At 53.9% G+C, this 22,714-nt stretch carries 16 protein-coding genes and 4 tRNA genes; 5 read left to right on the forward strand and 15 right to left on the reverse strand.

The window, feature by feature from the left end; genetic code table 11:
* Positions 1 to 42: 42 nt before the first annotated feature.
* From ACP3PW_RS14685 to ACP3PW_RS14730, 10 genes are all read right to left on the reverse strand, one after another.
* A complete protein-coding gene (locus tag ACP3PW_RS14685; protein WP_426417487.1) occupies positions 43 to 1,932 on the reverse strand; it encodes a SurA N-terminal domain-containing protein in 1,890 nt (629 codons plus the stop codon).
* Positions 1,933 to 2,024: 92 nt separating this feature from the next.
* Positions 2,025 to 2,101: transfer RNA gene (locus ACP3PW_RS14690), tRNA-Asp, on the reverse strand.
* A 54-nt stretch (positions 2,102 to 2,155) separates the two neighbouring features.
* A complete protein-coding gene (locus ACP3PW_RS14695; protein WP_426417488.1) occupies positions 2,156 to 2,428 on the reverse strand; it encodes an HU family DNA-binding protein in 273 nt (90 codons plus the stop codon).
* A 209-nt stretch (positions 2,429 to 2,637) separates the two neighbouring features.
* Positions 2,638 to 5,058: an endopeptidase La gene (lon, locus tag ACP3PW_RS14700; protein ID WP_426417489.1), complete on the reverse strand. Its 2,421-nt coding sequence runs from the start codon at positions 5,056 to 5,058 to the stop codon at positions 2,638 to 2,640.
* Between the two features lie 171 nt (positions 5,059 to 5,229).
* Positions 5,230 to 6,513, reverse strand: coding sequence for an ATP-dependent Clp protease ATP-binding subunit ClpX (clpX, locus tag ACP3PW_RS14705; protein ID WP_426417490.1), 1,284 nt, complete (start codon positions 6,511 to 6,513; stop codon positions 5,230 to 5,232).
* Positions 6,514 to 6,642: 129 nt separating this feature from the next.
* On the reverse strand, positions 6,643 to 7,284 hold the full coding sequence (gene clpP, locus ACP3PW_RS14710; RefSeq protein WP_426417491.1) for an ATP-dependent Clp endopeptidase proteolytic subunit ClpP: 642 nt from the start codon (positions 7,282 to 7,284) through the stop codon (positions 6,643 to 6,645).
* Positions 7,285 to 7,368: 84 nt separating this feature from the next.
* Positions 7,369 to 8,703 (reverse strand): trigger factor, encoded by a 1,335-nt coding sequence (gene tig, locus ACP3PW_RS14715; protein WP_426417492.1) that lies wholly within the window; start codon positions 8,701 to 8,703, stop codon positions 7,369 to 7,371.
* Positions 8,704 to 8,838: 135 nt separating this feature from the next.
* Positions 8,839 to 8,923: transfer RNA gene (locus tag ACP3PW_RS14720), tRNA-Leu, on the reverse strand.
* A gap of 96 nt (positions 8,924 to 9,019) precedes the next feature.
* Positions 9,020 to 9,095 (reverse strand) — tRNA-His (locus ACP3PW_RS14725).
* Positions 9,096 to 9,131: 36 nt separating this feature from the next.
* Positions 9,132 to 9,208, reverse strand: a tRNA-Arg gene (locus tag ACP3PW_RS14730).
* A gap of 231 nt (positions 9,209 to 9,439) precedes the next feature.
* Here ACP3PW_RS14730 and folD point away from each other — a divergent pair.
* Positions 9,440 to 10,294, forward strand: coding sequence for a bifunctional methylenetetrahydrofolate dehydrogenase/methenyltetrahydrofolate cyclohydrolase FolD (folD, locus tag ACP3PW_RS14735; RefSeq protein WP_426417493.1), 855 nt, complete (start codon positions 9,440 to 9,442; stop codon positions 10,292 to 10,294).
* An 88-nt stretch (positions 10,295 to 10,382) separates the two neighbouring features.
* Here the strand turns inward: folD and cysS are convergent, their stop codons facing one another.
* Together cysS and ACP3PW_RS14745 are read right to left on the reverse strand one after the other, a co-directional pair.
* On the reverse strand, positions 10,383 to 11,786 hold the full coding sequence (gene cysS, locus ACP3PW_RS14740; RefSeq protein ID WP_426417494.1) for a cysteine--tRNA ligase: 1,404 nt from the start codon (positions 11,784 to 11,786) through the stop codon (positions 10,383 to 10,385).
* Positions 11,786 to 13,684 carry a glutamine--tRNA ligase/YqeY domain fusion protein gene (locus ACP3PW_RS14745; RefSeq protein WP_426417495.1) on the reverse strand — a complete coding sequence of 633 codons (1,899 nt, stop codon included), beginning with the start codon at positions 13,682 to 13,684 and terminating at the stop codon, positions 11,786 to 11,788. Before ACP3PW_RS14745 ends, cysS begins: the two co-directional genes overlap by 1 nt.
* Before the next feature lie 250 nt (positions 13,685 to 13,934).
* Between ACP3PW_RS14745 and ACP3PW_RS14750 the strand changes: the two genes are divergently transcribed.
* The 4 genes from ACP3PW_RS14750 (at position 13,935) to acnB (ending at position 19,169) form a co-directional block, all read left to right on the forward strand.
* Positions 13,935 to 14,432: a peptidylprolyl isomerase gene (locus ACP3PW_RS14750; RefSeq protein WP_426417496.1), complete on the forward strand. Its 498-nt coding sequence runs from the start codon at positions 13,935 to 13,937 to the stop codon at positions 14,430 to 14,432.
* 3 nt (positions 14,433 to 14,435) lie between these two features.
* A complete protein-coding gene (locus ACP3PW_RS14755) occupies positions 14,436 to 15,167 on the forward strand; it encodes a UDP-2,3-diacylglucosamine diphosphatase (protein ID WP_426417497.1) in 732 nt (243 codons plus the stop codon).
* A 308-nt stretch (positions 15,168 to 15,475) separates the two neighbouring features.
* The gene (locus tag ACP3PW_RS14760) at positions 15,476 to 16,345 is read left to right on the forward strand and encodes a universal stress protein (RefSeq protein ID WP_426417498.1); all 870 of its coding nucleotides are present in this window, start codon (positions 15,476 to 15,478) and stop codon (positions 16,343 to 16,345) included.
* Between the two features lie 220 nt (positions 16,346 to 16,565).
* Positions 16,566 to 19,169, forward strand: a complete 2,604-nt coding sequence (acnB, locus tag ACP3PW_RS14765) for a bifunctional aconitate hydratase 2/2-methylisocitrate dehydratase (RefSeq protein ID WP_426417499.1) — start codon at positions 16,566 to 16,568, stop codon at positions 19,167 to 19,169.
* Between the two features lie 374 nt (positions 19,170 to 19,543).
* On the opposite strand, the gene ACP3PW_RS14770 is transcribed toward acnB, so the two are convergent.
* The 3 genes from ACP3PW_RS14770 to ACP3PW_RS14780 all read right to left on the reverse strand — a co-directional run bounded on the left by ACP3PW_RS14770 (position 19,544) and on the right by ACP3PW_RS14780 (position 22,639).
* Positions 19,544 to 19,981, reverse strand: a complete 438-nt coding sequence (locus ACP3PW_RS14770) for an RrF2 family transcriptional regulator (protein WP_426417500.1) — start codon at positions 19,979 to 19,981, stop codon at positions 19,544 to 19,546.
* 122 nt (positions 19,982 to 20,103) lie between these two features.
* Positions 20,104 to 21,051 carry an enoyl-CoA hydratase/isomerase family protein gene (locus ACP3PW_RS14775; RefSeq protein ID WP_426417501.1) on the reverse strand — a complete coding sequence of 316 codons (948 nt, stop codon included), beginning with the start codon at positions 21,049 to 21,051 and terminating at the stop codon, positions 20,104 to 20,106.
* Positions 21,005 to 22,639, reverse strand: a complete 1,635-nt coding sequence (locus tag ACP3PW_RS14780) for a BCCT family transporter (protein ID WP_426417502.1) — start codon at positions 22,637 to 22,639, stop codon at positions 21,005 to 21,007. The genes ACP3PW_RS14775 and ACP3PW_RS14780 overlap by 47 nt, the downstream gene beginning before the upstream one ends.
* Between the last annotated feature and the right edge of the window lie 75 nt (positions 22,640 to 22,714).

Here is a 22,714-nt window from a genome sequence, read left to right on the forward strand (position 1 = left end):
ATAAAAAAGGCCGCTTCGCGGCCTTTTTTATTCGTACGTGAATCAGTAAGTCCGTATATCCGCAGAATCTTCTAACGCCTGACGGTACTCTTCAAAAATTGCCTGACCTTTCTGCTGGGACAACATGCGTGAAAGAAACTGATTGCGAGTCACCTCTAACTCAGCGTCGGGCTCAGGAGTCCGCACCGCCGTTACCGCCAGCAACACTTTATCTCCATTGGGTAGCCCGCTAATCACTACACTGGGCTTTTCCCCTTGCGGATGAGGAACCTTGAAGGTGTCGAGCAACAACTGCTGAGGAAGATCTCCAGGCGCCTGGCGGCTCACGCCATCCATGCTTACCCACTCATAACCGGTAACACTCTCCAATCCTTCCGTCATCGCCATATCTTTCAGCTGAAGCGCCTGCTGATGAAGCAGCTCTTCCGCTTTTACGGCCAGCAAGCGGTCGCGAATCTGGGCCTCTGCCTGATCAAACGGCATCGGCTCTGGTTTAATGTGCTCCGAAATCCGAAGTACTGCAACGCGGTCGCTATCGATTTCGATCAAAACGCTATTTGCACCATCGTTCAACACATCATTGGCAAAGGCTGCAGTATAAAATGCTGCGTTGGATGCCAACCCCTCTTCACCACCATCACGCCCGAAGAAAGCTGTTTCCTGCGATGTCAGACCCAACTCTTCGGCAGGCTGCTTCAGGTCAGCAGACTCAAAACTAACGTCGGCAAGAAGCTGGGACTGCTCAACAAAAATCGGTTCAACACGATCCAGCTTAAGCTCACGAATTAGTTGCTCGCGCACATCATCCATAGCAGGCACGGCAATACTTTCGGTTGAGACCAGTTTCACCAGCTGATACCCAAAGTCGGTTTTAATGGGCGCTGACACCTGACCTGGCTCGAGAGACGCCAGGGCATCGTCAAAAGCGTCACCCAGGAACCCCTCTTCGACAACCCCCAAATCGCCTCCCTGTTCCGCAGAAAACGTATCGCTGGAAAATTCACGGGCCAGCTGGGCAAAATCTTCACCGGAATCGATTCGCTGCTTTAGCTCCGCCGCCAAATCAGCCATCTCCTGATCGGGTTTAGTTTCGCTTACCTCAAGCAGAATGTGAGCCGCTCGACGCTGCCCTCCTGCGTTAGAGCGAGTCTGTTCAACCAAAGCCTGGTAAGCGTTGGCGATATCATCCTCCGATACGCTTACATCGGCGAGCATGTCGTTTTTGTCCAACAATAGGTAGTTAACACGAACCTGTTCCTCGGCCAAAAATTCCCCGGGGTTTGAGTCGTAGTAATCACGAGTCTCTTCTGAGTCCACGGACACCGCCTCACGCTCAGCTGCAGCGGACAGCGTGATGTAGCGAATATCTCGCTGCTGGCGCTCGAGAGCCGAAATAGACTTCATCTCTGCCGGCGTCATAAAGTTACTGGCAGCAAAGCCGGAACTTAACTGACTGACGAGCATTTCACCCTGAATCATTTTACGGAACTGAATCGGTGTCAGACCCACACTGCGCAACGCCAGCTGAAACTGATCGGGATCAAACTTGCCATCAACCTGAAAACTCTCCGTTCCGATGATCATTTGATCGATAGCCGCTTCCGGAAAATAGAGTCCCAGCATATCGGCCTGTTGCAGCAACAAAGACTGACCAACCAAGCCTTGCAAACTTGCTTGTTGAATTCGCTGCTCATCGAGCAACGCAGGGTCAAAATTCTCACCCATCTCTCGTGTAAGTTGCTGGCGACGCATCTGCATCGCTTGATAGAGATCCTGTTGGGAAATTTCATCGCCGTTAACACTGGCGACATAATTAGCGCCGGAGCCCCCGTTTATGCTTTCCAAACCAAAGAGCGCGAACACGAAGATGATAAATGCGATGATGATCTTGGCGACCACACCTTTAGAATTATCACGAATATTCTGCAGCATAGATTAACCTTTGCAAACGTCGTACGGAGTAACGTACAGGGAGCTTTTCAAACAGTAAAAAGGCGCACCTTTTGGGATGCGCCTTTCGAATTTGGCGGAGCGGACGGGACTCGAACCCGCGACCCCCGGCGTGACAGGCCGGTATTCTAACCAACTGAACTACCGCTCCTGATCTTGCCTTCGAAGAGCAACGGCATCCGTAGCTCTTCGAGGTGACGCAGTCTTAGTTGACCGCGTCCTTCAGCGCCTTACCGGCTTTGAAGCTAGGGATCTTAGCGGCAGCAATCTGAATTGGCTGGCCAGTCTGTGGATTGCGGCCAGTGCGAGCAGCGCGATCCTTAACAGAGAAAGTACCAAAGCCAACCAGAACAACCTGATCGCCACCCTTAAGTGCATTAGTAACAGAATCTACCATGGCATCCAATGCGCGGCCGGCAGCAGCCTTAGGAATGTCGGCAGATGCGGCAATCGCATCGATTAGCTCAGACTTGTTCACTATCTATCCCCTTATACTCGTAAAAAAAACACCCCGCCTCCCGGTTAACAAAGAGCCAACTCAAAGGAAGATCGAAGTCTTGTACAGTTATTAGGCAGAAAATCACGTGGACACAGCGATTCTGCTAAATTTTTGGCCGTGGCCTAACATTGCCAAAGCGAACCGGTTTTATACCAACTCGCTTCGATCACTGTCAAGAAGATCGCACGCTAATGCGTGTTAATTCTCTCACTATTCTCCTCGCGGGACTCCTCTGCGGTCAAGGCTTCCTCACCCGTAAGTGGCTCTGGCATATACTGAAGTGCGACTTGCAACACATCATCGATCCATTTCACAGGAACAATATCCAGATCCTCCTTGATATTGTCCGGAATCTCCTTGAGATCGCGAGTGTTTTCGTCGGGAATTAACACCGTTTTAATGCCACCCCGGTGCGCTGCCAGCAGCTTTTCCTTCAAACCACCGATTGGAAGCACCTGCCCCCGCAGGGTAATCTCCCCGGTCATGGCCACATCAGCCTTAACGGGAATACCGGTTAATACCGACACCAGGGCGGTACACATGCCGATTCCGGCACTGGGACCATCCTTCGGTGTCGCCCCTTCGGGTACATGGATATGAATATCATTCTTTTCGTGGAAATTGGGCGCTATACCCAACACCGCAGCACGGCTCCTAACCACCGTCAGTGCGGCCTGAATAGACTCCTGCATGACATCACCCAAAGAGCCGGTTTTGCTATGACGCCCCTTACCGGGCACTGACACCGCCTCAATGGTTAACAGCTCACCGCCGACCTGGGTCCAGGCCAAGCCGGTTACCTGTCCGATCTGATCCTCCTCCTCGGCCAAGCCGTACTTGAACTTACGCACACCACTGTATTGCTCTAGCATATCCGGTGCGACAACAACGGCTTTGGCGGTTTTATCCACCGCATGTCCTTTCACCACCTTACGGCAGATCTTGGCGATTTCGCGCTCCAAACCTCGCACTCCCGCCTCACGGGTGTAGTAGCGAACCAGATCACGCAGCGTACTCTCTTCAAGACTGATTTCGTTCTCTCGCAAGCCATTATTCTTGACCTGCTTGGGCAACAGGTAGCGACGAGCAATATTGACCTTTTCGTCCTCCGTATAACCCGGTATGCGGATCACTTCCATTCGGTCCAGCAACGGACCCGGTATATTCATGGAGTTAGAGGTACAGACAAACATAACGTCCGACAGGTCATAATCGACTTCGAGGTAATGGTCATTGAAGGTATTGTTTTGCTCAGGATCAAGAACCTCCAGCAAAGCAGACGATGGGTCACCACGCATATCCGAGCCCAGCTTATCAATCTCGTCGAGCAGAAATAGTGGGTTCTTCACCCCCACTTTGGACATCTTTTGCACGATCTTGCCAGGCATGGAGCCGATATAGGTTCTACGGTGCCCCCTGATCTCCGCTTCGTCCCTGACACCACCCAGTGCCATACGAACGAATTTACGGTTAGTAGAGCGAGCAATAGACTCACCCAATGAAGTTTTACCGACACCAGGAGGACCTACCAGGCACAGAACCGGCCCCTTTAACTTCCGAACCCGCTGCTGCACGGCCAGATATTCGAGAATCCGCTCCTTAACCTCTTCCAAGCCATAATGGTCCTCGTTAAGGATCTCCTCAGCTTTACCAATATCGTTACGGATTTTACTGCGTTTTTTCCAGGGCAGCCCTACCATCCAGTCGATATAACCTCGAACGACAGTGGCCTCTGCCGACATGGGAGACATCATTTTGAGCTTACCCAATTCCGAAGCCGTTTTCTCCTGGGCCTCCTTGGGCATACCGGAATCATCGATCTTGTTCTGCAAATCCTCGATTTCGTTAGGGACATCCTCCATGTCACCCAACTCCTTCTGAATCGCTTTCATCTGTTCGTTGAGATAGTACTCGCGCTGACTCTTCTCCATCTGCTTCTTAACACGACCGCGAATCCGCTTTTCGACCTGCATCAGATCGATTTCAGACTCCATAATTCCCATCAGGTGCTCAATACGCTCCTGCACGCTGGCAATCTCAAGAATGGTCTGCTTTTCATCAATCTTGAGGGTTAGATGGGCTGCCATGGTGTCTGCGAGGCGGCTGGAGTCGATAATTTCACCCATTGAGGAGAGCACATCGGCGGGAACTTTTTTGCTGAGCTGCACATACTGCTCGAACTGGTTCATCGCTGAGCGCAATAAAACCTCGGCTTCCCGCTCACTGGGTTGGTCTTCGGAAAACTCCTCAACCTCGACCTCAAGCACCCCATCCTCTTCATATAAGCCTTGCAAAGCTACCCGCTCGACCCCTTCGACCAATACCTTTACGGTACCGTCGGGGAGCTTCAGCAGCTGCAGAATATTGGCCAGCGTCGCCACATCAAACAGATCCTCGCGCACGGGATCGTCTTCGGCGGCATGCTTTTGCGCCACCAGTACGATCTGCTTGTCGGCAGAATCCATCGCGGCTTCGAGTGACCGAATAGACTTCTCACGGCCAACGAACAACGGAATAACCATATGGGGGTATACGACAACATCCCGCAACGGAAGCAGGGGAATCGACGCTCCAGAGGACTGATCTCCAGAGATGCGATCATTCTCCATGAAAAACTCCTAGTAGCAGCTACCGAACAGTAGCCGGGGAAACAGAAACGAACCTATTGCCTCTAAGATGGGGACGATAGGCGTAAAATACAAGCACTCCAGGCAATTATGTTGGCCCATACAAAAAAAGACCCCGGTGGGGTCTTTTTTTGTATGGGCCAGCTGAGACAGTTACTCTTCAGGCAAGGCGCGCTGCTGCTCACTGCTCTCGTAGATCAGTAGCGGCTCAGAATCACCACGAATCACCGAACCGTCAATAACTACCTTACCAACCCCCTCCAGAGAGGGAATCTCGTACATGGTATCAAGCAGCACCGACTCCAGGATGGAGCGCAACCCACGTGCACCGGTTTTACGCTCCATCGCTTTCGTGGCGACAGCCTTCAACGCATCCTCACGGAAATCGACCTCTACACCTTCCATCTCAAACAGCTTGGCATACTGCTTGGTCAGGGCGTTGCGGGGCTCGGTCAGGATCTGGATGAGAGCGGCTTCATCCAGCTCCTCCAGGGTAGCGATAACGGGTAAGCGACCCACAAACTCAGGAATCAAGCCAAAGCGCACCAGATCTTCCGGCTCAACATCCTTCAGTGTTTCTCCAACATTCTGGCTGGTGTCTTTGCTCTTGACCTCTGCAGAAAATCCGATCCCCCCCTTTTCTGAGCGATCTCGAATCACCTTCTCGAGGCCAGCAAACGCGCCACCGCAGATGAACAGGATATTGGAGGTATTAACCTGCAAAAACTCCTGCTGAGGATGCTTGCGCCCGCCTTGAGGAGGCACCGACGCAACAGTCCCTTCGATCAGCTTCAACAGTGCCTGCTGTACACCCTCACCTGACACATCGCGGGTGATGGATGGGTTATCTGACTTACGGGAGATCTTATCGATCTCATCGATGTAAACAATGCCCCGCTGGGCTTTCTCTACATCGTAATCACACTTCTGTAGCAGTTTCTGGATGATGTTCTCGACATCTTCACCGACATACCCGGCCTCGGTCAGCGTGGTCGCATCGGCAATGGTAAAGGGCACGTTAAGCAAACGCGCTAACGTCTCGGCCAACAGCGTTTTACCGCTACCGGTCGGGCCGACTAGCAGAATATTGCTCTTGCCCAGCTCTACATCGTCCTTCTTATCATCCTTCTGGAGGCGCTTGTAGTGATTGTAAACCGCTACAGCCAACACCTTCTTGGCCCTTTGCTGGCCAATAACATAGTCGTCCAGAATGGTGTTGATTTCACGTGGAGAAGGCAGCGTATCATTGCTACTCTCGGCCGGCGTATCCTGAACCTCCTCTCGAATAATATCGTTACAGAGGTCTACGCACTCGTCACAGATAAAAACTGAGGGGCCGGCAATCAGCTTACGAACTTCGTGCTGGCTTTTACCACAGAAGGAGCAGTACAGCAGCTTACCGCCATCCCCCCCCTTCCCATTACTTTCGTCGGTCATTCGAATCCTACCCTTACCGGACAATTCACTTCTTAAATACCCTAGCCACAAGATGCAGCTATTTGCCGCTTTTTTCAAGGGGCTTTTTAGACAGATACGTGCGTAGCACCTGTTTTATAACATCTTAGGTTATTCTGCAGCATCACGCCTAGCCAGAACAGAATCGATCAGACCGTATTGGGCAGCCTCTTCTCCGCTCATAAAGTTATCACGATCTGTATCCCGGGCGATCACATCCATAGGCTGCCCTGTGTGCTCAGCTAGCACCTTATTCAGCTTGTCTTTGATCGACATAATTTCGCGGGCGTGAATTTCAATATCGGACGCTTGCCCCTGAAAACCACCCAGCGGCTGGTGAATCATCATACGTGAGTGGGGCAAACAGAAACGCTTGCCGGTCGCGCCACCCGCCAACAGCAAGGCACCCATACTGGCTGCCTGACCGATACACATAGTGCTCACATCCGGCTTGATAAACTGCATGGTGTCGTAGATCGACATACCAGCGGTGACTGAGCCGCCAGGTGAGTTGATATAGAGATGAATATCCTTGTCGGGATTCTCCGATTCAAGGAAAAGTAGCTGGGCCACCACCAGATTGGCCATGTGATCTTCAACCTGACCGACCAGGAAAATCACTCGCTCCTTGAGCAGGCGGGAGTAGATATCGTAAGAACGCTCACCCCGTGCAGTCTGCTCGACCACCATTGGAACCAACCCACTGTTGGTGATGATATCGCCGCTACTGCCGTTATCAATAAGTCTGGACATATCCTTTCTAAACTCCTGATCAATTACAGCCGAGATAAAAAAGCCGGCAACTTTGCCGGCCTTTTACTAGGATTCGCTAGATTGCTATTCGGAATCAGCTACTGCCTCTGAAGGCGCGGCCTCAGGGGCAATCGCTTCCTTGTAGGAACAGGCTTTCTCCGACACTTTGGCGTCAGCGAGAACAGTATCCACAACTTGCTCTTCCAACACAACCGAACGAACCTCCTGCAACTGCTGCTCGTTCTTCATGTACCAATCGATCACCTGCTGGGGTTCCTGATAGGCTGCAGCCATCTCTTCGATCATGGCGCGAACGCTGGCATCGTCAGCTTTCAGCTCTTTGGTTTTAACAATTTCAGCAACGATCAAACCAAGGCTAACACGCTTTTGGGCCTGCTCTTCGAACAACTCAGCGGGCAGCATCGACATATCGATGTTTTCACCACCACCAAACTGCTGCACGGCCTGCTTACGCAGAGTATCAATCTCGCTGGAGATCAGGGCCTTGGGGATATCGACCTGATGAACGTTGCGCAAACCATCCATCACCTGATTCTTAACGCTGTTTTTGATCGCAGAATCCAGCTCGCGCTGCATGTTTTTGCTGACTTCGGCGCGGAACGCTTCAATACCGCCCTCACTCACACCAAACTTGGCAAAAAACTCATCGTTTAGCTCTGGCAGTGCCGGAGCAACAACCTTGCTAACGGTGCAGACAAACTGCGCCGCCTTACCAGCCAACTCTGCCGCTTGATAATCCTCGGGGAAGGTCACCTCAACGGTGCGCTCTTCGCCAGCCTTTACGCCCAGCAAGCCATCTTCAAAACCTGGGATCATCCGGCCTGACCCCAACACCAGCTCGGTGTCTTCGGCGCTACCGCCCTCGAATACCTCACCATCGATGGTGCCAACAAAACTGAGCGTCAACTGATCGTCCGCTTCCGCTCCGCGCTCCACCTCCTCGGTGAAGGTCTTGTTCTGTCCACGCAAGGTCTCCATCATCTCATCGATGTCTGCGTCGACCACTTCAGCAACCGGCTTCTTGATTTCGATGGTGCTGAAATCTCCCAGATCAATCTCTGGATAGACTTCGAATGTAGCGACGTACTCAAAATCCTCGCCATCCTCAACCGCTTTGGGCTCTACCGAAGGCATGCCCGCAGGGTTCAAGGATTCTTTTTGTACGGCCTCAAAGAAGGTTGACTGAATGACCTCCCCAACAACCTCCTGACGCGCAGAAGGGCCAAAACGGCGCTTGATAACACTCATCGGCACCTTGCCGGGACGAAAACCGTCGATACGTGCCTTGCGCGCAGTTTCCTGCAAGCGCTTGTTCACTTCACTATCGATACGCTCTGCCGGGACCGTAATTGTGAGCCGACGCTCCAGACCAGAAGTCGCTTCTACTGAGACTTGCATGTTTTATCCTCGCTAAACCCAACTAAATACAGGCTTATTCAATATCCAGGGTCGACAACGACTGTCACCGCCCAACGTTTATCAGCGTTTAACGCAAAAATGGGGATAAGTTGCCTTATCCCCATTTTAAAAATATGGTGCGGAAGGAGAGACTCGAACTCTCACGCCTCTCGGCACCAGAACCTAAATCTGGCGTGTATACCAATTTCACCACTTCCGCATTGCCATCCGAAGTAGGCGGCCAATAAAGCCTGCTTAACACCGGTTACTTGCTATCATTTTCGCTCATCGAGTTGGCATATATCGAGAGTAAAAATGGGGTGGACGAAGGGGATCGAACCCTCGACAACAGGAGTCACAATCCTGTGCTCTACCAACTGAGCTACGCCCACCACTACAACGTCATTGAAACAACCCCCACCGGAATATGGCGCGCCCGGCAGGATTCGAACCTGCGACCCACGGCTTAGAAGGCCGTTGCTCTATCCAACTGAGCTACGGGCGCTCTATGTCGGCGCAGGTTGTGTCTGACTCCTGCCTATGCAGAACCCCGACACCGCTCAACGAGTGGTGCGCATAATACTCACAGGACCCTACCCCGTCAACGCCTCAAACAGTTTTTTTGTCTCCCTCCGGGCTATTGATCTGGCGCATTCAATTAGACGAGCGCCCTTTGCGTACTGCGCTATCCATGCGAAAATCCCCGCACCTAAAAACTGTACCCGATACTGAGACCATGACCGCACAACTTATTGATGGAAAACAGATCGCCACCGACCTGATCGACAGCGTAGCAAGAGGCGTCAAACTGCGCACGGAGAAAGGCCTGCGGGCACCCGGACTGGCCGTCGTTTTGATCGGTGATGACCCCGCCTCATCCGTCTATGTGGCCAACAAGCGCCGCGCGTGTGAACGCGCAGGGTTTGTCTCCAAATCTTTCGACTGGCCCTCCGACACGCGCGAAGACACGCTGTTGGAGCTAATCGATGAACTCAACAACGACCCGGTCATTGACGGCATCCTGGTTCAGCTACCCCTGCCCCCACAGATTGATTCCGACAAGGTTCTCGATCGCATCCGCCCCGATAAAGACGTTGATGGTTTCCACCCCTACAATGTCGGACGCCTGTGCCAACGACTACCCCTGCTTCGACCCTGCACTCCCAAAGGCGTTATGACCCTGCTGCGCTCCACCGGCGCCGAGTTACGAGGACTCAACGCCACCATCGTAGGCGCCTCGAACATCGTTGGCCGACCGATGACCATGGAGCTGCTAATGGCAGGCTGTACCACTACGACCACACACCGCTTTACCCGCGACCTTGAAGGCGAAGTGCGAAGAGCTGACATACTGGTGGTTGGTGTCGGCAAACCAGGACTGGTTAAGGGGGACTGGGTCAAGCCTGGCGCCATCGTTATCGATGTGGGCATTAATCGCCTGGATAACGGCACACTGGTGGGCGACGTTGAGTTCGAAGCGGCTGCGGAGCACGCCAGCTGGATCACCCCGGTTCCCGGTGGGGTAGGCCCAATGACGGTTGCCACCCTAATCGAAAATACCCTGTATGCTGCAAATGAGCTGCACGACTGATCGCACACAAACAAGCGCCAACAATCCAACACCAAAACAACAAAGGGGCCATCGGGCCCCTTTGTTGTTTTGGTGTTCCGGGTGGCGCCTAGCCCTCCATACGCCAACGGGTTCCCTCGCGGGAATCCTCCAGCACAACACCCTTGCCCAGCAACTCCTGGCGAATACGATCGGCCTCGGCAAAATCCCGCCCCTTCTTGGCGGCTGCGCGTGCCTCGATCATCTGCTCGACATAAGCCGGATCAACGTCGGCACCAGACTGCAAATAGCGCCCCGGATCTTGCTGGAACAGGCCTAGCACACCACCCAAACGCCGCAACTGAGCCGCCAATCGCGCCGCCAGCATCTCATCCTCTGACTTGACCCGATTAATCTCACGCACCAGCTCACGCAACACCGACAGCGCCAGCGCCGTGTTAAAATCATCGTTCATGGCATCCCGGAAACGGGCATCGACATCGTTACCCAGTTCGCCCTCATCGGCTACCGGCAATCCACGCAAGGCATGATAGAAGCTGTCAACAACCTCCCGTGCAGCGATCAGACTCTCCTCTGAGTAATCGATCTGGCTGCGATAGTGACCCATGGTAAGAAAATAGCGCACTACCTCTGGATCGTACGTATCGAGAATCTCACGAATAGTGAAGAAGTTACCCAAGGATTTGGACATCTTCTCCTTGTTCACCCGAATAGCTCCGGCGTGCATCCAGGTGTTGACAAATTTGACCCCATTGGCCGCTTCCGACTGGGCGATCTCATTCTCGTGGTGAGGGAAGCGCAGATCCGGCCCGCCACCGTGAATATCAAAGGTATCCCCCAGACAGCACTTGGACATCGCCGAGCACTCGATATGCCAGCCCGGTCGACCTTTGCCCCACGGCGAATCCCAGCTTACCTCTTCGGGCTTTGCCGCCTTCCAGAGCACAAAATCAAAGGGACTCTCTTTGACATCACTGACCTCGATCCGTGACCCGGCCTGCATCTCCCCCAGGTTACGATTGTTCAGCTTGCCGTACCCTTCGAACTTCTCGACCCGATAATAGACATCCCCATTATCTGCCGCGTAGGCAAAACCCTTGCCGATCAGGACCTGCACCATGTCGATAATCTGCGCCATATGAGCGGTAGCGCGGGGCTCTTCATCGGGAGGTAATACCCACAGGCGCGCCTCATCCTCGTGCATGGCATCGATAAATCGCTCGGTCAGGCTATCGCAGGTTTCATCATTCTCATTGGCGCGACGGATAATCTTGTCGTCGACGTCGGTGATATTGCGCACATAGGTCACATCCCAACCCTGTGCACGCAGAAAACGGGTGATGATATCGAATGCCACCAACACCCGGGCATGTCCCAGGTGACAATAGTCGTATACCGTCATACCGCAGACATACATGCGGATCTTGCCGGGCTCAATCGGCGTAAAGCGCTCTTTCTTGCGGCTCAGGGTATTGTAAATACGCAACTGATCGCGACTATGTTGCTGCCCCATCAGTTACCCCCCTTGTGCACCCAGGTGTCTTTTAAACCAATGGTTTGGTTGATAACCAGTGCGTCGGCACGGGAATCATAACGGTCGATACAGAAGTACCCTTCCCGCTCAAACTGAAAGCGCGTCTCGGGTGCCGCATCCGCCACCGAAGGTTCAACCCAGCAGGTTTCCAGTACCTCCAGCGAGCGCGCGTTAAGATGCTCCATGAAATCCTGCTCACCGCGATCAGGGGACTCATGATCAAACAGGCGATCATACAGACGAACCTTCGCGGGCTTACCCTCTGTCGCCGACACCCAGTGAATGACGCCACGGGGACGAATGCCTTCGGGCGGATTTTCGCCAACGGTTCCGGGCACCAACGAGGCTCGCACCTCGAGAATCTCACCCTGGTCGTCTCGAATAACCTCGTCGGCGCGAATCACATAGGCGCTGCGTAATCGCGCATACTCACCCAATACCAGGCGCTTGAACTTCTTGCGAGGCAGCGTGACATCTTCGCTAAAATCGGCCCGATCGATGTAGAGCTCGCGGGTAAAGGGTAGCTGCCGTACCCCGAGCTCTTCACGATTGGGATGGACCGGGGCGGTCATCTGCTCAGCATCTGCGGTAACTATCAAGCATTTTTGATTACCCAAAAACACCTTATCCTTTACCCCCTTAACCTCTTTGATTTGCTCAATAGCTTTAAATGGACCCTCTGTTCGCCGATATTCAACTATCGCGCTGGCATAGCAAGGGCCGACGCCACGCAATTTATTTGCCAGCTCCTCTTCAGAAGCAGTATTAATATCCACCTTAGAGGACTCCATATTAGAATCAAAGTTGTCAATGACTAATCTTATAGGCCGCAGCACACACATGGCGCGTGCGGCATTCTCGTTCAGGTCTTCGCGCAAGGCGAAGTCGAGCATCCCCATATCGACGATGCCGTCGGAGCGATTGGTACCAATCATGTCGCAGAATTTACGCAGTGCCGTCGGCGTATAGCCCCGTCGGCGCATACCCGAGATGGTCGGCATCCGCGGATCGTCCCAACCATCCACAATGGATTCATCCACAAGACGCTTTAGCTTGCGCTTGCTGGTGACGGTGTAGTTCAGGTTCAGGCGCGCGAACTCATACTGGCGCGGGGTATAGGGCACCGGCAGCTTATCGAGAAACCATTCGTAGAGCGGGCGATGGTCCTGGAATTCAAGCGTACAGATGGAATGGGTCACCCCCTCTATCGCATCTTCCTGCCCGTGGGCAAAGTCGTAGCTTGGGTAGATGCACCATTTATCACCCGTCTGGTGATGGCTCTCTTTCCGAATACGGTACAGAATCGGATCACGCAGATTCATGTTGGGTGAGGCCATGTCGATCTTGGCGCGCAATACACAAGCCCCTTCGTCGAAGTCTCCCCCCCGCATCTTCTCAAATAGCGCCAGGTTTTCCTCCACACTGCGGTCGCGATACGGGCTTGCCTTACCCGGCTTGGTCGCCCAACCCCGATACTCGCTGGCCTGCTCTGCAGAAAGGTCACACACGTATGCATCACCCTCTCGAATCAGGTGAAGGGCCCACTGGTAAAACTGGTCAAAGTAGGAGGATGCGAAACGTACCTCACCCGACCAATTAAATCCGAGCCAGCGTACATCCTCCTGGATTGCATCGATATACTCCTGCTCCTCTTTCTCCGGATTGGTGTCATCAAAGCGCAGATTACACTGGCCGCCAAACTGCTGGGCGAGGCCAAAATTGACACAGATCGATTTCGCATGACCGATATGCAGATACCCATTAGGTTCGGGGGGAAAGCGGGTCTGCACCCGCCCCTCATTGTGACCGGCAGCCAGGTCATCGCTAATAATTTGCTGCAGGAAATTGGACCCAGCACTCTGTTCGCTGTTGCTCATTTCAACCCTTAGTATTGGCAATACAGGGACCCTACCTAGCCGCAGGCAGAGCATCCCCTATGTCGTATTTTGTTAAGAAGACTGGCTAGCAAAGGGAGCGGTATCAAATAGCGGTCCCCTGAAGCGGCTTTCTCAGTGCGTACAAAAAACGTATTATACCTGCCAAACACGCCGGAGCGTAAGCGTCTGCCCGCGGCATATCCTAAATCCCGCGCATCCTTCGGGATCGCAACCACATAAGGAACCCCCCATGATTGTTTTGCACACCAACCAGGGTGACATCAAGATCGAGCTGAATCACGAAAAAGCACCTAAAACAGCGGCTAACTTCGAAAGCTATGTGCGCGCTGGCCACTATGACGGCACTATTTTTCATCGTGTTATCAATAATTTCATGATTCAGGGCGGCGGGTTTGAAGCAGGCATGAAGGAAAAGGCCACCCAGGCCCCCATCGAAAACGAAGCCGACAATGGCCTCGGCAATGAGATTGGCTCTATTGCGATGGCGCGTACAAACGACCCCCATTCAGCAAGCGCCCAGTTTTTTATCAATATCGCCGACAACGCATTCCTCAACCACACCGCTAAAAACCCCCAGGGCTGGGGCTACGCTGTATTTGGCAAGGTGGTCGACGGCATGGATGTGGTTGACGCCATCAAGAGTGTGCGGACCGGTAATGCAGGACACCACCAGGACGTCCCCGTAGAGGATGTTGTGATCGAGAGCGCTGAGGTGGTAGAGGCATAAGCTTTGACTACCCTGTTTATATCAGACCTGCACCTGCAGGAGGACTGCCCGGCTATTAGCCGGGCTTTTTTCCACCTCCTGGAAAACCCCGGCAGCGATATCGAAGCGCTCTACATTCTGGGTGATTTCTTTGAATACTGGGTCGGGGACGATGGCACAACGACCTATCAAAAAAAGGTGATCGAGGCGCTCAAGCGCTTTAGCGAAAAGGTTGCTCCGGTCTATTTCATGCACGGAAATCGTGACCTTCTGATCGGCCAAAAATTCGCCAAAGAGGCGGGCTGCTCAATTTTACCCGACCCCTGCGTTATTGACCTGTACGGAACCCCCACCCTGCTAATGCACGGGGACAGCCTCTGCACCTTCGACATCGCCTACCAGCGATTTCGCCGCATCACACGCAACCCGATCGTCCGCTGGCTGGTTCTTCACCTGCCACTGAGCTACCGCACCTCATCGATTCAAAAACTGCGCAGCAGAAGCCAGCAGCAGGGCCCCACCAAGTCTCGCGAAATAATGGATGTAACACAGACAGAGGTTGAGCGCGTAATGGCTCAGCACAACTGCCAACGCCTTATCCACGGCCACACCCATCGACCCGCGCGCCACCCTCTAGCGATAAATGGCGCGAGTGCCGAGCGCATCGTTCTTGGCGACTGGAACCAAAACGGCTGGTTGGCTCGAGCCACCCCCCAAAGCCTCGAGCTGGAAAGTTTTCCAATCGGTACAGGGTAAACGGGAGGCGGCGACCGGCACCCTTACCCAACGCCCGAACAATTGCCCACTACAGCGACCATCTTCCGCGAAAAGGCCGTTTTTAACCACTTCGACTGATTGAATATGACCCAGCTCAGCAATTATAAATATGCTCGGGTAAAACGCTTGATATGATTCAAACAAGTGTTATAAATGAGCGTGTCGAAACCATTGCATCAAGCCCTCCAGCCCTGCGGGATCGAGCCAACGGGATAACGAGGAGGCACAAAAAGGACAGGTTTCACACTCAATCAAAGGGCACTGTGCCTACAAGGGGATGAGGCTGAATGCATAATATAAAAAATATCCTGGTGGTAGTGGATACCAGAAAGGCGACGCATACGGCGCTTAAACGCGGCAAGTTGATCGCCAAAGTAACCGGCGCGACGCTGCACCTGCTGGCCTGCAACAAAAGCCCGGACGCCAACTCCCAAGCCCAGCTTGAAGCACTGGTCGACCAGGTTCGGACACGCGGAATCGACGCCCAGGGCCATGAAAAATGGCATCACAGCGTGACCACCACCATCATCCACGTACAGCAGACCGAAGGTTGTGCCCTGGTGATCAAAGACGCACGGGAAGAGAATGAGTTAAGCCGCGCGGTGTTCGCACCCACCGACTGGAAACTGCTGCGTCGCTGCCCCTGCCCTGTACTACTGGTGAAGAATGACCGTGCGTGGGAAAACGGGGTTGTCCTCGCTGCCGTCGACGCCGATGCCTGCGATCAGGACCATCAGGTCCTCAACGAGGTCATAATGAGCCATTCCCATGATATTGCGGGGCTCGCCGATGCTGAGCTTCATATAGGTGCTGCCCATCCGGCGCCGATGCTCTCCTCTCCTGATCCGGTATACCAGAACATCGAGAGCCTCGACAAACTCTATCGCAACGCCTGCGTCCCCTATGCAACGAAGCACAAAGTGTCGGAGCAAGCCATCCACGTCGGTGAAGGCCCGGCACAGGGTTTCATACCCCGACTCGCAGAGGAGCTGGATGCATCCCTCGTGGTGATGGGCACCGTTGCACGCAGCGGTATCAGTGGCGCTATCATCGGCAACACCGCCGAGCTCATCCTCGACAGTATCTGCTGCGACGTACTGACACTGAAACCCGTCGACATCATGGAGCACCTTGAAGACGTCGTAACCCAACGCTAAAACCTGCCCGAGCCCCCATTCAAGGGGGCTCGCCATTTATTTTGTGAATTCCCGATATACCCTTCCTAAACCAACGTCTTACTTAACTTCATAAGCCCTAATACGTTATACTTCTGCCGCCAAATTAGGGGGTTACAAGCCCGTGACGCATACCTGTTGAAGGTCCGATCAGACCAGATCCGATCTTGGGCGACAGGACAACCGATGAGGGTATTACAAAGTGCTAGAAGCTTACCGTAAACACGTAGAAGAGCGCGCCGCCTTGGGTGTTCCACCCAAACCACTGGACGCAGAACAAGTCGCCGCCTTAGTCGAGCTGCTGAAAAACCCGCCCGCTGGCGAAGAGCAGACCGTCCTGGACCTGATCACTAATCGCGTCCCCCCCGGAGTTGACGAGGCCGCCTACGTTAAAGCGGGCTTTCTATCCGCTGTCGCCAAAGGCGAATCCAGCTCTCCCCTGATCGACAAAGCAGCGGCGGTAAAACTGCTCGGCGGAATGCTGGGTGGCTATAACATCGAAACTCTGGTTTCCCTGCTCGACGATGGAGCCCTGGGAGAGATTGCCGCCGAACAGCTGAAGAAAACCCTTCTTGTCTTTGACGCCTTCCACGATGTAGAGGAGAAAGCCAAGGGTGGCAACGCCAATGCCCAGGCTGTAATGGAGTCCTGGGCTGAAGCAGAGTGGTTTACCAGTCGCGACAAGGTTGCCGAAAGCATCAAAGTTGCCGTCTTCAAGATAACCGGCGAGACCAACACCGACGATCTGTCTCCGGCTCCCGACGCCTGGTCACGCCCCGATATCCCACTGCACGCCAACGCCATGTACAAGATGGAGCGCGATGGCTTAACTCCGGAAGAGCCCGGTGTTAAGGGACCCATTGCCCAGATCAACGAGGTCAAGGCCAAAGGCTTGCCCGTTGCCTTCGTTGGTGACGTTGTCGGCACCGGCTCCTCACGCAAATCAGGCACCAACTCGGTACTCTGGTTCTTCGGTGAAGACTCTCCCGGCGTCCCTAACAAGCGCGGCGGTGGTATCTGCATCGGTGCCAAGGTCGCCCCCATCTTCTTCAACACCATGGAAGATGCTGGCGCGCTGGTATTTGAAGCACCCGTCGACAAGATCGGCATGGGTGATGTGATCGAGATTCGCCCTTACGACGGCAAGATTCTGAATGAAAGCGGTGAGGTCCTCTCTGAGTTCGGTTTCAAATCCGACGTCATTCTGGACGAAGTTCAGGCGGGTGGCCGTATTCCCCTGATTATCGGCCGAGGCCTGACCGATAAGGCGCGTGCCGCACTGGGACTGGAGCCAAGCGATCTGTTCCGTGTACCCACGATGCCTGCCGACAGCGGCAAAGGCTTCTCCCTTGCACAGAAAATGGTAGGTAAAGCCTGTGGCGTCGAAGGCGTTCGCCCTGGCACTTACTGTGAGCCTAAAATGACAACGGTCGGCTCCCAGGACACCACCGGCCCGATGACCCGCGACGAACTCAAAGACCTGGCCTGCCTCGGTTTCTCCGCCGACCTGACCATGCAGTCCTTCTGCCATACTGCCGCCTACCCCAAGCCGGTCGACGTGCAGATGCAGCATAGCCTGCCCGATTTCATCATGAATCGCGGTGGTGTTTCCCTGCGTCCCGGTGACGGCGTCATCCACAGCTGGTTGAACCGTATGCTGCTGCCCGATACTGTCGGTACCGGTGGTGATTCCCACACCCGTTTCCCGATCGGTATCTCCTTCCCGGCTGGCTCCGGCCTGGTAGCCTTCGCAGCTGCCACCGGCGTTATGCCGCTGGATATGCCCGAGTCTGTTCTGGTGCGTTTCAAAGGCAAGCTGCAACCCGGTATCACCCTGCGTGACCTGGTTAATGCGATCCCCTATTACGCAATCCAGCAGGGTCTGCTGACCGTTGACAAGAAAGGCAAGATCAATATCTTCTCTGGCCGCATTCTGGAGATCGAAGGCCTTCCCGACCTCAAGGTTGAGCAAGCCTTCGAACTGTCCGATTCCGCCGCCGAGCGGTCTGCCGCAGCCTGCAGCATCAAGCTCGACGAAGCGCCTATTCGCGAGTACCTGAACTCCAACATCACCATGCTGCGCTGGATGATCGAGCAGGGTTACGGGGACGTCAGAACCATCGAACGTCGCGCTCAGAATATGGAGCAGTGGCTGAAGAATCCCGAGCTGATGAGTGGCGATGCCGATGCCGACTACGCCGCAGTCATCGACATCGACCTTGCCGACGTTAAGGAGCCTCTGGTTGCCTGCCCTAACGACCCGGACGACGTCAAACTGCTCTCCGACGTAGCCGGAACCAAGATCGATGAGGTATTCATTGGCTCTTGCATGACCAACATCGGCCACTTCCGTGCTGCCGGTAAGCTACTCGACGCTACCAATGACACTCTGTCCACTCGCTTCTGGATGACACCTCCGACAAAAATGGACGAAGCTCAGTTGATGGAAGAGGGTTACTACAACATCTACGGCACAAAAGGTGTGCGCACCGAAATGCCAGGATGCTCCCTCTGCATGGGTAACCAGGCGCGTGTCGCTCCGGGTGCGACGGTTATCTCTACCTCCACCCGCAACTTCCCCAACCGTCTGGGGACTGGTGCCAACGTCTATCTGGGCTCTGCCGAACTCACCGCAGTATCTGCCATCATGGGCAAACTGCCGACTCCGGCTGAGTACATGGACTATGCGAAAAACCTCGACAGCATGTCTGCCGATGTCTACCGCTACCTGAACTTCAATGAAATGGAGTCTTATCAGAAAGCGGCGGACGAAGGACAGCGCATCGCTGCGGTCCAGGTTCAGTAAGCGAACCCAGCATAAAAAAACCCGCCTCGGCGGGTTTTTTTATGCGCGCAAAACGACCCACAGAATTTATTGGCTATTTGCATTCTTAGGTTGGATTTTTGCTCCATGGCAGTAAAGGAGAGCACCCTGTTCTGTACAAAAGTTGGTAGGAGTCAGTCTGGCCCCCAACAGCCGTTTCGTGCATAAGTTGGTTGGTTGCTGTAGTGGTCAAAACAGCGGCTCCGCGCACAAAGCCGACCTTAGAGCATTGTTCGTCTGAATAAGCAGGCTTACCGAAAGCGGACGTTTTCGAACGCCGACCTGCTGGTCAACGCCACTGCTGCGATATACCAGCCACAGCCTTTTATCCAACACACAACATTCGAAAAGCATCATCAGCCTTCGTTGACGTCATAGTCGCGGCCAAACGGCACAAACATCTTATCCAGCGTTACTTGCTCAAGCTGAGAACGGATATTGGTTTCGATGTCTGCAAAAAGATCTGTAAACACCCCATGCACTTTGCAATGGTCCTGCCACCCCGAGAAGGGGTTGTCGATACCCTCTGCAATCAGCGGACTACCTTGAACCGCATCATAGACCTCTCTCAAGGTAATCTCATTAGGACTACGATCCAATGCCAGACCGCCTGTGGCACCGCGGTAGGATTTAAGGATACCCGCCTTGACCAGCTGAGAAACGATATGTCGCACTCGAGTAGGGTGGGTCTTAACCCACTTAGCAATGGTTTCTGTACGGAGCCGCTGGGGCGCATTAGCCGCAACAAAGGAAAGGATGTAGGAAGCCGTGATTAGACGAGTCGAGCGGGCCATCGCGATTTTTTCGGTTTGATGAGGCTAGCTACGTAGCGCTCATAGGTTGGTATCAAGGTCGATCGCTGGAATTCTGAGGATGCCTCCTACAAATGTCAAAGTCATCGTAACAATTTGCGCCTCTAGCCCTGACCAAATCTCGGCTCCCTCTTTTCAAGGAATGCCTGCACACCCTCAATAAAATCAGAGCTATCGGAACAGAGAATGAAAGACTGCAGCTCCTCATCCAACTGTGTAGCCAGTTCTGCCAGCCTGCGCTGAGCCAGCAATGCTTTCATCCGAAGCTGAGCGGAGAGAGAACCAGCGGACAACTTTTCAACGACATCAGCAACCGTTTGATCAAGATTTCCGACATCGGCGACGCGATTAACCAACCCCCAAGCCAGAGCCTCTTCGGCTCTTAACGGTCGATTCGTGCTGAGCACCTCTAATGCTCGTTTCTCACCAATCAACGTTGGCAGACGATAAGTCAGGCCACCATCAGGTGTTGTCCCCAAAGCGGCATAAGCCGGAACAAATCGGCTACCCTGCTCAGCCAGCAGGATATCGGCAGCACACGCGAGGCTCATACCATAACCTGCAGCCGCGCCACGAACCGCCGCAATAACCAGGCAGGGGATCTCCGCCAACGCCAGAATCACATGATGCGCCAGCCCGATGTAGCGAGTCAGCATCTGCTTACGTTCTCGCGGGGAAACCGCCAACAACTGCTGAAAGAATTGCACATCGCCGCCGGCGCAAAACACAGGTCCTTCGGCTTCTATAACCAGCACTTGCAGCGATTTATTGCCGCGACATTCGGTCAGAATCACTAGCAAAGAAGCAAACATCCCCTCGGAAATAGAGTTTCGCGCTTCTGGTCTGTTCAGTGTGATCGTGCCGACACCATTTTCTAGCTTAAAACCAATGGGTGAAGCGAGATAGGGCCTCAATGCGTTGCCTCCAATTCGATAATGACAGGGATTACATAAGAGCGGCCTCCACTCGGGAAGCCGCCTATCGAGGGTCAGTGTGCAAACTGCATTAGGCCTTACTTGCAAGCGCCTCCGGTCCAGCCGTTGATGCTCCATGTGACTTGGAATCTGTCGGGTTTATGCGCGCAGTCTTGGCAACGGGAACAGCTTCATTCAGGTCTTCACGCAACCAGCGCAGCAGAGACAAAAACGAGATTCCCATCAGCACGGCCAGCGGTAGACCCACCGCAATACTGGCGGTCTTGAGCGGGTCCAGACCGCCGATATTCATCACCACCAGGCCGGTCGCACCGAGGATTAGCGCCCAGAACAGTCGGTTATAGCGGGTCGGTTCCTGACCGTCATGCAATTGCTTGGAAGCGATCGAAGCCATCACGTACGCGGAGGAGTCGACCGTGGTGCCGGAATAGACAAAACCAACGAAAACGAACAGCGGCAACACCAGCCACTCCATCGGCAGTTGCAACAGCACACCGAGAATGGCCGCCGGTGCACCATCGTCTTTCATGGTTTGCAAAACAGGGAACACATCGTTCATTTCGGCGTACATCATATTGTTGCCGAACAGCATGAAGAACAACATACAGCCAGCACTACCTGCTAGGGTGACGGTCAGGCCGATCTCACGGAAGGTACGCCCCTTGGAGATTCGGGCAATAAAAATACCCATATAGGGGCCGTAAGCCGCCCACCAGGCCCAGTAGAAGATGGTCCACCACTGCGGGAACATGCTCTTGCCGATCGGGTCGGTGTAGAACGACATGCGCGCAAATTCAGACAACATGAGGCCGAAGCTATCGGTAGCCAGGTTGAGCATGAAGAAGGTGGGGCCACCGACAAAGACGATGAAACAGAGTAGCAGTACCGCCACCAAATTGACGTCACTGAGGATTTTGATCCCTTTCTTCAATCCCAGTACCACCGAAGTAACAAAGATTGCGGTCCAGATGCAAACCACCGCTACATCTACGCTGAAGGTGTGTTCAATACCGAGCAAGCGGCTGAGCGCCTCAGCCAGCATTGGGGTGCCAGATGCCAGCGTGGTCGCGGTTGCACCCACCAGACCAAAGATCAACATGATATCGATAATTTTACCCACCAGCCCGTTGGCATGACGCTCGCCGATGATACCTGCACAAGCGCTGCTAAGGCGCAGACCGCCACTCTTGCGGTTGTAGTAGGCATAACCGATGGGGAAAGCGGTGAGACAGTAAAAGGCCCAGCCGATCGGCCCCCAGTGGAACATACCGTACATGGCGGCATACTCGGCGGCAGCCTGGCTTTTAGACTCCAGGCCGAACGGGGGCGAATCGTAGTAGTAGGTCCATTCGATCGCAGCCCAGTAGATCAGCGCGGTGCCGATACCGGAGCAGAAGAACATCGCGATCCAACTCATGCGGCTGAACTCGGGTCGCGCTTCGGCACCCCCAAGGCGAATGTGGCTGTATTTGCCAAAAGATAGCCACGCCACCGCACCCAGAAACAGCGCACCGGCCCAGATATAGACGAAACCGAGTTGATCGGTGAAGAAGTTGAACATCGTTTTCACGATGGTTTTGGCGCTCTCCTCAAACAGGATCATGGAGAGCAACACCACTGATATGGTGATCAGTGCGGGCCAGAATATCCCTTTATCCACGGCTGCTACGTCGCCGTTGGCAGGGTGTTTGTTGTTATTCGTCATGGTCTAGATACCCTCATTTTTATATTTTTACATTTTTATTGTCGGTTAACTGCGTCAATAAATCTCCCGGTTGCA

It is taken from the genome of Aestuariirhabdus sp. LZHN29 (assembly GCF_049985285.1).
Classification (GTDB): Bacteria; Pseudomonadota; Gammaproteobacteria; order Pseudomonadales; family Aestuariirhabdaceae; genus Aestuariirhabdus.